12 protein-coding genes are annotated in these 11638 nt (G+C 65.9%); 5 read left to right on the top strand and 7 right to left on the bottom strand.

Annotated elements, in window-relative coordinates:
• Window positions 1-6: 6 nt before the first annotated feature.
• Window positions 7-663 (bottom strand): PadR family transcriptional regulator, encoded by a 657-nt coding sequence (locus tag AB0I12_RS25105; RefSeq protein WP_359933948.1) that lies wholly within the window; start codon window positions 661-663, stop codon window positions 7-9.
• A 145-nt stretch (window positions 664-808) separates the two neighbouring features.
• Between AB0I12_RS25105 and AB0I12_RS25100 the strand changes: the two genes are divergently transcribed.
• Together AB0I12_RS25100 and AB0I12_RS25095 are read left to right on the top strand one after the other, a co-directional pair.
• Window positions 809-1903: a mandelate racemase/muconate lactonizing enzyme family protein gene (locus AB0I12_RS25100; protein ID WP_359933946.1), complete on the top strand. Its 1095-nt coding sequence runs from the start codon at window positions 809-811 to the stop codon at window positions 1901-1903.
• 6 nt (window positions 1904-1909) lie between these two features.
• Window positions 1910-3259, top strand: a complete 1350-nt coding sequence (locus tag AB0I12_RS25095) for a dihydroorotase family protein (protein WP_359933944.1) — start codon at window positions 1910-1912, stop codon at window positions 3257-3259.
• On the opposite strand, the gene AB0I12_RS25090 is transcribed toward AB0I12_RS25095, so the two are convergent.
• The 3 genes from AB0I12_RS25090 to AB0I12_RS25080 all read right to left on the bottom strand — a co-directional run bounded on the left by AB0I12_RS25090 (window position 3234) and on the right by AB0I12_RS25080 (window position 6641).
• Window positions 3234-3614, bottom strand: a complete 381-nt coding sequence (locus tag AB0I12_RS25090) for a carboxymuconolactone decarboxylase family protein (RefSeq protein WP_359933942.1) — start codon at window positions 3612-3614, stop codon at window positions 3234-3236. The two genes, AB0I12_RS25095 and AB0I12_RS25090, sit on opposite strands and share 26 nt — an antisense overlap.
• A complete protein-coding gene (locus AB0I12_RS25085; RefSeq protein WP_359933940.1) occupies window positions 3607-4443 on the bottom strand; it encodes an SDR family NAD(P)-dependent oxidoreductase in 837 nt (278 codons plus the stop codon). The genes AB0I12_RS25090 and AB0I12_RS25085 overlap by 8 nt, the downstream gene beginning before the upstream one ends.
• 74 nt (window positions 4444-4517) lie before the next feature.
• Window positions 4518-6641, bottom strand: coding sequence for a molybdopterin-dependent oxidoreductase (locus AB0I12_RS25080; protein WP_359933938.1), 2124 nt, complete (start codon window positions 6639-6641; stop codon window positions 4518-4520).
• A gap of 298 nt (window positions 6642-6939) precedes the next feature.
• Here AB0I12_RS25080 and AB0I12_RS25075 point away from each other — a divergent pair, with 298 nt between their 5' ends.
• Complete coding sequence (locus AB0I12_RS25075; protein WP_359933936.1) at window positions 6940-7359, top strand: hypothetical protein; 420 nt, start codon at window positions 6940-6942, stop codon at window positions 7357-7359.
• On the opposite strand, the gene AB0I12_RS25070 is transcribed toward AB0I12_RS25075, so the two are convergent.
• The gene (locus AB0I12_RS25070; RefSeq protein ID WP_359933935.1) at window positions 7356-7973 is read right to left on the bottom strand and encodes a TetR/AcrR family transcriptional regulator; all 618 of its coding nucleotides are present in this window, start codon (window positions 7971-7973) and stop codon (window positions 7356-7358) included. The two genes, AB0I12_RS25075 and AB0I12_RS25070, sit on opposite strands and share 4 nt — an antisense overlap.
• 156 nt (window positions 7974-8129) lie before the next feature.
• On the opposite strand from AB0I12_RS25070, the gene AB0I12_RS25065 reads away from it, so the two are divergent.
• On the top strand, window positions 8130-8795 hold the full coding sequence (locus tag AB0I12_RS25065; protein ID WP_359933933.1) for a carboxymuconolactone decarboxylase family protein: 666 nt from the start codon (window positions 8130-8132) through the stop codon (window positions 8793-8795).
• Window positions 8796-8806: 11 nt separating this feature from the next.
• Window positions 8807-9127 carry a hypothetical protein gene (locus tag AB0I12_RS25060; protein WP_359933931.1) on the top strand — a complete coding sequence of 107 codons (321 nt, stop codon included), beginning with the start codon at window positions 8807-8809 and terminating at the stop codon, window positions 9125-9127.
• 397 nt (window positions 9128-9524) lie between these two features.
• Here AB0I12_RS25060 and AB0I12_RS25055 read toward each other — a convergent pair whose 3' ends face one another.
• A complete protein-coding gene (locus tag AB0I12_RS25055) occupies window positions 9525-10322 on the bottom strand; it encodes an NAD(P)H-binding protein (protein WP_359933929.1) in 798 nt (265 codons plus the stop codon).
• Between the two features lie 87 nt (window positions 10323-10409).
• Window positions 10410-11621, bottom strand: coding sequence for a dihydrolipoamide acetyltransferase family protein (locus tag AB0I12_RS25050; protein WP_359933927.1), 1212 nt, complete (start codon window positions 11619-11621; stop codon window positions 10410-10412).
• Window positions 11622-11638: the final 17 nt, after the last annotated feature.

Genomic DNA, 11638 nt, shown 5'->3' with positions numbered 1-11638 from the left:
CTGAGATCAGCTCGGCGCCGGCTTCCTGCGACGGCTCTTACCGGTGAGCGCCGGTGCTGCCGTGCCCCAGAGCGCAACTCCACGACGCTCCATGTCATCGAGCAGCGCCAAGCCTTCTTCCGCCCAGGCGATCTCGCACTTCGCCTTGGCGACCTCGCCCCGGAACGCGAATCTCCGGAAGGCCACGATCGCCTCGTGCTCGCTGCTCGGACGATCGGCCAGCCGCTTGATCAGTAGCGGCACCTGGCGCGTCTCGACATCGCTGACCATCTGCTCCCAGTCGTGCAATGCCCTGGTGTAGAAGTTGAGATGCTCCTGGAGTTGTCGCCGCGCCGCCTCGTACGTGGCGAACTCGAAGTGGGCAGCGCGGAGCCGATACTGGTCACGTTCCGGTGGATGCACCGCCAGTTCGTTGGACCAGCGGCGTAGCTCCTCGAGTCCTTCCTCTTTCACCGCGTAGACCCGCTTTGTCGCGCGCTGGCCGCGCGGGACCTCTGCCACCTCGAGCAAGCCCTCGCTCTCCATCCGGCGCAGCTCGGGGTAGATCTGGCTGTGCGGTGCGTTCCAGACGTACGCGACGCTGCCGTCGAAGTACTTGACCAGCTCGTAGCCGGTCATCGGCTCCGCGGTCAGAAGCGCCAGCAGTGCGTGCCGCAGCGACATCGTACGTTCCTTTCAGTACATGCATACGTTTCGGTCAGCCTATCTGCGCGCTTTGGTTGCCGCAGGTGACAGGGCTCGGCAGATTGTGCGATATTTAGGTATCGCGATACCTATTCATGTTACTACTCTCGAGAGGTGCTGCCGCATGGTCGCCGCTACCCGGATCGCTGAGGTCGCCACGGATTTCCTGTCCATCCCGCTGGAGCGCCCCCTGGTGACGGCTGCCTTCCCGATCCCCGCGATCGACACAGCGCTGGTTCGGGTTCGAACGGACGGGGGGCACGAGGGAGTTGGATGGAGCTTCGCCTTCGGCCGCGGCAGGGTCGCATCCGTCATCCGCATGGTCGAGGACCTGGCTGAACTGATCGTGGGAGAGGACGCCGAACTGACCGGCCGAAACTGGCAGCGCATGAGTAGTGCGGTCGGATTCGTCGGTCGCCGTGGTGTCGCCGCACTGGCGATGTCTGCCATCGACACCGCGTGCTGGGACATCGTCGGACAGGCCGCCGGCCGGCCGATCCATCGACTGCTCGGCGCACACCGGGACCGAGTCGAAGCGTATGCAAGTCAAGGGCTGTGGCTGGATCGGTCTCGTGACGAGTTGGCAACCGAAGCGGCCGCGCTCGTCGCGGCCGGCTTCAAAGCTGTGAAGATGCGCGCCGGCCTACCCGACGAGGACGAGGACGTGGCTCGCGTCGCCGCGGTGCGTGCAGCCATCGGTCCGGACATCAAGCTCATGGTCGACGCCAATCAGGCGTGGACGCTCAAACAGACGATCCGGATGGCGGACCGGCTCGCATCGTCCGATCTGCTGTGGCTGGAGGAGCCGATGCCTCACGGTCTGCTCGACGACTACACCGCCGCGACGGCCAGGATCCCGATGCCTTTGTGCACAGGCGAATCGCAGTACTTCAAGGACGAGCTACTGACCCTGGTGCAGCGCCGGTCGACCGACTATCTGATGCCCGATCTCATGCGAATGGGCGGTGTCACCGAGTGGCTAAAGGTCGCCCATGTCGCCGAGGCATACGGGCTGCCGGTCACTCCGCACCTGTTCATGGAGCACTCGGCATCGCTGGCCGCGGCCTGTCCGAACGTCGTGTGGCAGGAGTATCAGCCGTGGTGGCAGCCGATCATGGAGAAGCCGGTGGAACTTGTGGACGGCTGCATCGCGCTCCCGGACCGACCGGGTTTCGGGATCAGCCTGTCCCAGTCCGCAATCGACAGCTTCAGGATCTGAGGCGCGATGTCAGCAGATCTTGTCATCACCGGCGGCACCGTCGTCACCTCACGCGGACAGCACCGCCTCGACGTCGCCATCTCGGGCGGGCGGGTCGATCGGCTCGGACCGCCGGGTGTGCTCGAGGCCCGCCGGTTCGTCGACGCCGGCGGCTTGCTGCTCCTGCCTGGAGGCGTCGACAGCCACGTGCACCTGATGGATCCTGGCAGCACCGATCGGGAGGACTTTCCGAGCGGGACCAGGGCCGCCGCGTGCGCGGGCACCACGACGGTCATCGAGCATTCACACGGCAATCCGGTCCGGACCGTCGATGATCTGGCAGCGAAGCTCGACCACCTGGACGGAAGATCCAACGTCGATTTCGCGCTCGCTGCGCACGCCTGGCCGGGAGACGAGTCCGCGAAGATCCGGCTGTGGCAGGCGGGAATCGCCTTCTTCAAGGTCTTCACCTGTACCACCCACGGAGTCCCGGGGCACGACGTGGCGTCGCTGCGACGCCACCTGCGTACGACAGCGGACATCGGAGCCGTGAGCCTGGTTCACTGCGAGGACGAGTCGCTGACCGCCTCGGCCGAATCGCTGTTGCGTGCGGCGGGCCGCCACGACGCGGGTCTGGTTCTGGAGTGGCGCGATCGCGACGCCGAGGTCGTGGCGGCGGCGGTGACTGCTCTTCTTGTACGCCGTACTGGAGCCAGGGCCTGCATCGCTCATGTCAGTCACGCCGAGGTGGCGGAGTACCTCAGCACTGAGCGGGCACGTGGCGCCGGCCTGTTCGCAGAGACTTGCCCGCAGTACCTGTTGCTTCGCGAGAACGACATCCACGACCACGGCCCGTTCCGCAAGTTCACGCCACCGGCGCGCAACCGGACCGCCGCGGACGAAGCGGAGCAGTGGCAGCAATTGCGCGACGGGCGGATCACCCACGTGTCCTCCGACCACGCTCCTTCGACGGCACAGCAGAAGACGAGCGGCGACATCTGGGATGTGCACTTCGGTCTGCCAGGGCTGGACACGACGATGCCTCTGCTGCTCGATGCCGCAGTGAGGGGTCAGCTCGCCTACGAGGACGTCGCCAGGTTGTACGCCGAGGTGCCGGCGAGGCTCTACGGCCTCTGGCCGAGGAAAGGCAGCATAGCCTCCGGATTCGACGCAGACATCGTCTTCTTCGACCCGTCGCCGACTCGCACGGTTCGCAACGAGGATGTGCTGTCGAAGGCGGGCTGGACGCCGTTCGACGGGAGGAAGATCCACGGGCGAGTCGTGCGCACACTGCTCCGCGGTGAGCTCATCAGTAGCGACGGTGTCTCGGTCGACGGCCGCTCCGGCGAGTTCATCGCCGGAAGTGGCTGGTGCTGATTGGCCGCTCATGGCATCGCGGTGGCGGTAGAAGCTTGATCCTGCTGATGGTGTGGACGATCACGGCTTGTGGTTCTGCTCCGAGTACCTCGAGCGCGCGGTAGGTCGCAATCGTCAGATCACGGGCGTCTGGCGAACCCATGATTGCCTCGGTGAGCGCCAGGGCGGCACGCTCGCGTCGGTTGAACAGATCGACACCCCGCCACGCCGCGAGCAGATAGCGGCGCGGCTGAGTCTCATCGAGCTCGGGCGAGACTCGGGTTTGGGCGTCGACGCAGGTCAAGCAGCCCGTGATCTGAAACGCTCGAATCCGGACAAGACCCATCAGATCTCGCTCTGCCATGGCCTCAGCCATCAGTCAGCTTCGTGAGACCGAGGATCTTGGCGAGGAGGCGGTCCTGTATCGGGGCCGGCAGCAACGCGATCGAAGCGAGCACCCGCCGGTGCCGACCTGTGAGGTAACGAGCCCGTGGACGCTTGGCACTCAGCGCTTTCGTGATGGTCGATGCGACGACCTGCGGCGGGCTTCCGGTGTGGGCGAGTCGCACCGCGTTCGCCGCCATCGTTCTGAATCGCCCACCGTAGAGATCGACCTGCTCGGCTGTGTACGTCGCCAGTGTTGCGGCGACCTGCTGATGCAACTTGTCGACGGCCGAGGTGTGGATCGTGGCAGGTTCGATCAGGATCACCCGGATATCCCAGGGCGAGAGCTCGCGCCGCAGCGCGTCGGAAATCGATCGAACGGCGTGCTTGGCGGACGCTTGCAGGCCGGCGAACGGCAGCGTGATCCGGTCGGCGATCGACCCGATCATGACGATCGTGCCCGCGGCGGCGCGGATCAGCGGCAACATCGCCTGGGTCACTGCGACCTGCGCGTCCACGTTCACCGCGAAGTGTTGCCTCAGGGTGTCCATCTCAACGGTTTCCAACGGCGTCGCACGCCCTGTGCCGGCATTGTTCACCAGGACATCGAGACTCGCGGTGTGCTTCGCCAGCTGCGCCGCCAGGGATCGGACCTGCTCCGCATCGGTGACGTCGAGCAGGATAGGAGTGAGGTGATGAAGCCCCTCCGCCCTGAGACTCTCGGCGTCCCGGTCCTTCCGAACCGTGCCATAAACGTGGTAACCGCGCGCGGCCAGACGGATTGCGGTGGCGCGTCCGATGCCGGACGATGCGCCGGTCACGAGTGCGTGCTGCAGGCCGCACCCGAGAGCCGAACTGTTGTGTGGAGCCACGGCCTGCGGATTTTGTCCGCGCCTCACAGTGCGCCGCCTTCCACCTGAGCTGCCGCCGTCACAGTGACAGGAACCCCGTTGAGGGCAGCAGTGCCGGCCAGTCGGTCGAAGAGGCCCGGATCGGTAAGGTCGTTGACACTCTTGCCGGGGACCTTCGTCGCTACCGCGAGGCGAACCCCCGGGCGGCCGTGCCCGAAGCCGTGAGGAAGGCTGACAACGCCTGGCATGATGTCATCCGTGGCGACCACGTCGACGTCGACAGCGCCGACGGCCGAGGAGACCCGGACGCGCTGGCCATTGCGGAGGCCGCGATCCTCGAGGTCACCGGGGTTCATGAGCAGCTGATGCCGTGCCCGGCCCTTCACCAGGCGAGCGGAGTTGTGCATCCAGGAGTTGTTGTTGCGGAGATGGCGCCGGCCGACCAGCAACAGACCTTGATCGCGATGATGCTCGACGAGGTGATCGCGCACTCGCGGGAGTTCCTCAAGGAACAGTCTGGGCGCCAGATCGATCCGCTTGCGGCGGGTACGCAGACGTGCAGGCAGCGACGGTTCGAGGGCGCCGAGATCGACACCGCCTGGATGATGGCCCAGCCGGCGCAGACTCAGGCGGTAGGGACCGATCCGCAGGCCGAGGTCGACGATCCGCCGAGGTGTCATCCGCAACATAGCGAGAACCATCATGATCCGCGGGGACTTGCGCAGCTTCGCCTTGCGGGCGTAGCCGCGACCGAGGTCGCGGAAGATCTCCCAGTCGTGGCGCGCGCCGCTGGGCTTCGGCAGCACTGGCTCATTCCATCTGGCCGTGTTCCGTACTGCGAGCTGGTGGAACAGAAGGTCGTAATGCTCGCGTTCGAACAGCGGGGTCGGGGGCAGGATGGCATCGGCGTGGCGAGTCGTCTCGTTGATGTACGGGTCGATCGCGACCATGAAGTCGAGCGTACGGAGGGCATCGTCGAGACGATTCCCTTGAGGTGTGGACAGGACCGGGTTCCCGGCGATCGTCACCATCGCACGGATCTGACCGCGCCCCGGGGTCAGGATCTCGTCGGCGATCGTCGCCGAGGGCAACTCACCGCCGAACTCGGGCAGGCCTCGCACCCGGCTGCGGTAGGTGCCGAGGTGACCCGGCCCGACACCGCGCAGCGTGTCGACGGCGGGCTTGGGAACCATGGTCCCACCCGGCCGGTCCAGATTCCCGGTCAGGGCGTTGAGGACCTGGATGGCCCACTGGCACACCGCTCCGAAACGCTGTGTCGAGACGCCGATCCGCCCGTAGCATGCGGCGCGCTCGGCGGTAGCGAAGTCTCTCGCCAACCGACGGATGACGTCGGCTTCGATCCCGGTCACGGATGCGGCTCGCTCCGGGCGCCAGTCCGCAACGGCGTTGCGGACTGCATCCACTCCATCGATGTACTCGGCCGGTCTGATGTTGCCGTCAGCAAGCACTTGGTGAATCAGGGCGAGGAGGAGAGCGGCGTCCGTCCCAGGGCGGATGAAGTGATGCTCGTCAGCGGCAGTTGCTGTCTCGGTCCGGCGCGGGTCGACCACGATCACACGACCACCCGCGGCCTGGACCGCGCGCAGCCGACGGCCGAAGCCGGGCGCCGTCATGATGCTGCCGTTGGATGCGAGTGGGTTCGCGCCGAGTATCAGCAGGTAGGACGTCCGATCGATGTCCGGGACCGGGATCATGTATTGGTGTCCGTACAACAGGCGTGCTGCCAGCATATGAGGCAACTGGTCGAGTGAGGTGGCGCTGAACTTGTTGCGCGTCGACAGCAGGCCGACGAACGTCGGCATGTGTGTCAAAGCACCGAGGCTGTGCACGTTGGGATTGCCCTGGTAGATGCCGATGGCATCTTTCCCGTGCTCGCGCTGAACGTCGGCGAGCGTCGTCGCGACCAACTCGATCGCGTCCGGCCAGTTCATCTCCATCCAGCCGTCGGCGGTCCGGCGCACCGGGTGCCGCAGGCGATCCGGATCCTCCTGCAGGTCGCGAAGAGCAACGGCCTTGGGGCAGATGTGTCCCTTGGACAGCGGGTCGGACTCGTCTCCGCGGATATCGCTCACACGGCCGTCCTTGACAGTCACGAGCAGACCGCAGATCGCTTCGCAGAGGTTGCAGGACGTTCGTTTGACGGTCATCAGGCCCTCCGAAGGTCGTCGGTCACTGAGGAAAGTACGTCGCCCGTCGGCCGTGCATCATCCGTCAAATGACCGGACGTCACGCCGACGGCCGGCAGGCCGGGCAACGGACGACCTCAGTAGCGATCTATGTCTATAGATCAGTATGGTGATACATATGCACAGGAGGATTCAATCAACTGGACTCGAGGGATGGCGATGGCGACGGGCGGCGCGGGCAGCAGTGGACCGCGAACTGCCGGGGCCGGGCTCGACACGCCGTCTCGATGGTTGGATGCCACAGCGGACGGGGCTGCCGATGGACGTGGTGGTCGTCGGCCAGGAAGGCGTCCGGACTTGGCTGTTTCCGCGGAGGATCGATGTCCCGTTGGGCTACAACGTCGATGGGATCGTGGATCAGGCGACGGTCGTCATACCGGAGCGTGAGGTCGGGGGAGCACTCGGTGCCCTGCCGGCCTCGTTTGGGGTCTCCACAGTCGGCCTGATCGCCGGCGAGAGAGTGCTGCTGGGGATTCGTGAGCCTGCCGCGCTTCCGGTCTGGAACGTCAGGGCTTTGGGCGAAGTCCTGACGCGTGATCAGCTGGCCCTGGTCCTGGCTGACCTCGGTCGCGCGGTCTCTCCCTTCGCCCTGCGCGGAGAGTTGCTCGCCGGGCTTCTCGAGATGCTCCCGCCGGCGGTCGTCCGGCGCCGCGTACTCGACGCGATCGTCAGTCTCTAGTCTCGCGCGCGACTCACTCCGTCGTCCTGCCGGTCAAGCGCGCACGCCGGCGAGATGGCCGCCGGGCGACCAACGTCCAGCACGCACCGCTGCACCACGTGCCCCATGAAGAATCCGAGGAGCGTGTCGGCGACGGCATCGGGTGCGGCCGTGCGGTCCACGATTCCATCCTCTTGCGCCCGGCGAACCACATCTCCCACGAGCGTCCGGGCGGTGTCGAGGCTGTCCTTGACCAGCGTGCGGAGTTGCTCGTCTTGTGTGGCCTCGGCCCAGATGTGTATGGCCAACTGGGACACGCGTATACCGCTTTGTTCGTGAACCTCCACCTCACGCAGCAACGCGCCGAACAGGCCGTGCACTGTCGGTCTCGGTGAACTCATGAGAGCCCGCCGAAGTAGGACCTCGAGTTGCCCCATGACGTCCTCGATGACCGCGGCGACGAGTTCTTCCTTACTCGCGAAGTAGCCGTAAATACCGCCGGAAGACATCCCGGACTCCTCGACGACGTCCAGCATGACCAGCTTCCGGAAGCCGACGTCGGTGATACGGCGTCCGGCGGCCCGGACCAGATTGTGCCGCTGCTCGGCTTTGTAACAGGCACTCACTTTGGGCACGACTCACCGTAGCTCCGTCTTTCGTTCTCCGTCCAGCAGGACTGGTCAGATGGCAGATCCCCTTGCCGTAGGCCCCGATCTAGCGTCGTTCTCGTCAGGACGCAGAACCGAGCGAATCGGCTTGTTCCGCGCATCAGTCCCACGAAGAGGATCACTATGGTCGACCTCCCGAGCAGTCCACTCGCCGACGTGGATCCGGTCTTCGAGCAGATGGCCTTGGAGACCGGATCCCGGACCTTCGGCCTGAGCGGCACAACCGTCCGCGAGAAGTTCCTGCAACTGTTCGCCCACGACGTCTGCCGTCTCAACCTGGGGATGGCGTTCCGCATGCACCTGATGGCGGCGACGAAGATGCACGGAGTGCCGTACGCCGATGTCCTGGCGGTGATCCGCTTCGTCGCCCCGTACTCGGGCTATCCGGCTGCTGCCGATGCACTCGGCCTGCTGCCCGAGATCGCCAGGAGTCTGGGGCTGGACACCGCAGTCCCACTGGACGCGGCCCTCGACTCCGTCGATGCCGGCAGGCCGGGACAACCTGACCCGGCGCCGGCCTGCGCCGATCCGTGGATGAACGAGTTCCTCCTCTCCCGCGTCGGCAGATCCTGGTCGGAGGAGCGACTGTCGGTCCGCGAACGTGCCTTGGTCGCGATGACCACTGACGTGTGTTTCCAGACACTGGGAAGCACGTTCCAGCGGCATGTGCGGATCGCCCAGAACGAGGGCGTGCCGGACGACGACATCCGGGACGCGATCCGGTTCACCGCCGAGCTTGGCATCGTCAGGACCGTCAACGCGCTGGACGAACTCGAAAAGATCCTCTGAAGGAGGCACGAATGTACGCCGTCATCTACCGCTACGAGACCAACGAGAAGTCTGTCGCGTCGATCATGCAATCGGTGAGCTCGGACTTCGCCGACCGCATTCCTGCACAGATCGGAAGCCTGCTCTACACCGCCATCGACACCGGTGACGGTACTGCGACGACCATCGTGCTGTACCCCGACAAGGAGGCCGCTGAACGCGGAATGAAGGTCAGCGCCGAGGTGCGGGACGCCCTGAACGCAGCGTACGGCGTCACTGAGAAGGAACGGATCGAGGGCGAGGTCCTGGTGAGCAGGGCAACCGACGAGGTCACCGATCACATCGACCCATGACGGTGTTCTCAACCAGGTAAGGATGGTCGGTCGAGCTCGGCGATCTCCTGGTCGGACACGAGCGTGGACAGTAAGGGAGCCACCTGCCGGGACAAGATCTCGCGGAGTCGCGCGGCAGCATCGGCGGGTGTGGCCGAGGAGCGCAGCAGCCAGACAATGCCAGGGTCAGCCGGGTCGGATCATCCCGACCGACCCGGCGCCGACCACGAGAACGTCCGTCGATTTCATGATCGAACTACTCAGGTCGTTGCGAGCAGGCTAACCACGGTGCGCCGGCAACGGTTTGCCGGATCGGGCGGCCCGTCCGGCCTGGGCGCGGCCACTGTCCGGGCAACCCGCCGCGCGTGGGAGGCGATGGGCCGTAGGGCGATGCTGTCCAGCGGTCCGCCGTCTCCGGTCATGACTCGTCCGTTGTCCTGCCGGTCGCGTGCCGGTACTTCTCCCTGAGGTATTGCTTCCAGGTGATCCCGCCGGTTCGCTCGTTGGTCGTGGCACCGCCGTTGCGGAACCCCTTGCCCAGCTTGCCCGGGATCCTGAGGTGCAGGATCGGCTTGTGTACGCCGCGGACTTCCTGCCACTGCCGGAGCACCTGGTCGAATCCCAGAATCTCGGGTCCGCCGCACTCCTCGATCTCGGTGCTGGGGCCTTCGACCAGACGATGCGTGACGCGCTCGGCTACATCGCGGACGTCGATCGGCTGGCCGACGACTCCGCGGTCACTGACCATCAACGGCATCCGCGACATCTTGGTGACGGCTTGGTCGACGAAGTCGTGGAACTGCGTCGAGCGGAGGATCGACCACGGAACGGGTGAGGCCCGGACGATGGTCTCGGCCCGCACCTTTGTACCGAAGTATCCCCACGGGACGAGATCAGCGCCGACGATCGAGGTGTACACGACATGCTTCACACCGGCGGCTTCCGCGGCGGTCAGGAGTTTCTGAGTGCCGAGGACCTCGACCTCGTCGGTGTAGCCGCGCTGGTAGGGAGCCGACGCCAGATGCACGATCGCCTGCGCGCCTTCGACGGCGGCCTCCAAGCCGGTTCCCTCGGTGAGATCCGCGAGTACCGGTTCGACCCCCGGCCATCGTCGGACCCGCCGACTCATCGCCGCGACGGTATGCCCGTTGGCCAACAGGTCAGATACGACAGCCCGGCCGAGCATCCCAGTCGCACCCGTCACCAGAATTCGCATCACAACGCATCCTCTCCAACTCTCCGCGGTCTGTGATCGACACTATCGGCGACCACGGCGCGACGAATCTGTCATTCGACCGGAAGGTCAGGCGACGATGAGCCATGGATCCTGCAGCAGACTGGTGAGTTCGGCGAGAAATCGGGCGCCGACGGCACCGTCCAGAATTCGATGGTCGGCCGAGAGGGTGTACCGCATCCGGGTCCGGGCGGCGATGGACCCGTCGTCGAGAACGACGGCCTCGCGGCGCGCCGCGCCGACGGCGAGGATCGCGGCCTCGGGCGGATTGATGATCGCGGTGAAGTGCTCCACGCCGTACATCCCTAGATTGCTGACCGTGAAGGTTCCTCCGGTCATCTCGTCGGCTCGCAACCGGCGCTGCCTGGCCCGGCCGGCCAGATCCTGTGACTCTTGGGCGGTCGTGGTGATCGACTTGCGATCGACATCACGCACTACCGGGACGAGGAGGCCGTCGTCGGCAGCCACTGCGATGCCGATGTTGATGTGCGAATGCAGACGCACAACCTCGTCGGCGACTGAGGCGTTCACCTCCGGATGCTTTCGCAGGGCGAGCCCGCAGGCGCGGACGATCAGGTCGTTCAGGCTGATCGGCTGACGATCGGCTGCCCGCAGCCGCTCGTTGAGGTCCTGGCGGCACTTGACGAGTTCTTCCACGTCCGCGACCGCGGTGAGGTAGATGTGCGGTGCGGTCCGGGCGCTGTCGGCCAGTCGGCGAGCGCTTGTTCTGCGCAGCATTCCGAGCGGAACCGCGACAGCCGCAGAATGGTCGGCCGGGACCGGGAGTTCGGGCGCTGCGGCAGTTTCGGCAGCTGCGCGTACGTCCGCGCGGATGATCCTTCCACCGGGTCCACTTCCGATCAGTTCGCTCAGGTCGACGCCGGACTGTCGAGCGTCCCGCCGGGCCAGCGGCGAGGCCGCCGGCCGATCCGTCGCTGCCGGAGCTGGCGGTTCAGCCGGCGCCGAGACAGGTGATCGGGTGGATGAAGAGGCCTGTGCCTGCGGCGGCGTTAGTGTCGGCGGGGCTTCCTGTGGCTTGACCGGCTGCTCGTCGCCGAGGATCGCGATCGGGTCGCCGATCGCGGCCTCCTCGCCCTCGGGCACCAGAATGCGTCCCAGTACACCGCCCTCGTAGGCCTCGTACTCCATGACGGCTTTGTCCGTCTCGATCTCGGCCAACGTCTCGCCGGGCGTCACCTGGTCGCCGGCCTGCTTGTGCCAGCGAACGATCATGCCGGACTCCATCGTGTCCGACAGACGTGGCATCAGGATCTCGGGCATTCGTATCTGTCCTCTCA

Source organism: Kribbella sp. NPDC050459, assembly GCF_040655315.1.
Classification (GTDB): domain Bacteria; phylum Actinomycetota; class Actinomycetes; order Propionibacteriales; family Kribbellaceae; genus Kribbella.
This window is presented reverse-complemented; position numbering and strand designations above follow the sequence as displayed.

Bases quoted from the DNA above. Each gene is read 5' to 3' on its own strand.
- AB0I12_RS25095 (WP_359933944.1), top strand. From the start codon at position 1,910: ATGTCAGCAGATCTTGTCATCACCGGCGGCACCGTCGTCACCTCACGC.
- AB0I12_RS25080 (WP_359933938.1), bottom strand. From the start codon at position 6,641: ATGACCGTCAAACGAACGTCCTGCAACCTCTGCGAAGCGATCTGCGGT.
- AB0I12_RS25075 (WP_359933936.1), top strand. From the start codon at position 6,940: ATGGACGTGGTGGTCGTCGGCCAGGAAGGCGTCCGGACTTGGCTGTTT.
- AB0I12_RS25090 (WP_359933942.1), bottom strand. From the start codon at position 3,614: ATGGCTGAGGCCATGGCAGAGCGAGATCTGATGGGTCTTGTCCGGATT.
- AB0I12_RS25100 (WP_359933946.1), top strand. From the start codon at position 809: ATGGTCGCCGCTACCCGGATCGCTGAGGTCGCCACGGATTTCCTGTCC.
- AB0I12_RS25065 (WP_359933933.1), top strand. From the start codon at position 8,130: ATGGTCGACCTCCCGAGCAGTCCACTCGCCGACGTGGATCCGGTCTTC.
- AB0I12_RS25055 (WP_359933929.1), bottom strand. From the start codon at position 10,322: ATGCGAATTCTGGTGACGGGTGCGACTGGGATGCTCGGCCGGGCTGTC.
- AB0I12_RS25060 (WP_359933931.1), top strand. From the start codon at position 8,807: ATGTACGCCGTCATCTACCGCTACGAGACCAACGAGAAGTCTGTCGCG.
- AB0I12_RS25105 (WP_359933948.1), bottom strand. From the start codon at position 663: ATGTCGCTGCGGCACGCACTGCTGGCGCTTCTGACCGCGGAGCCGATG.
- AB0I12_RS25050 (WP_359933927.1), bottom strand. From the start codon at position 11,621: ATGCCCGAGATCCTGATGCCACGTCTGTCGGACACGATGGAGTCCGGC.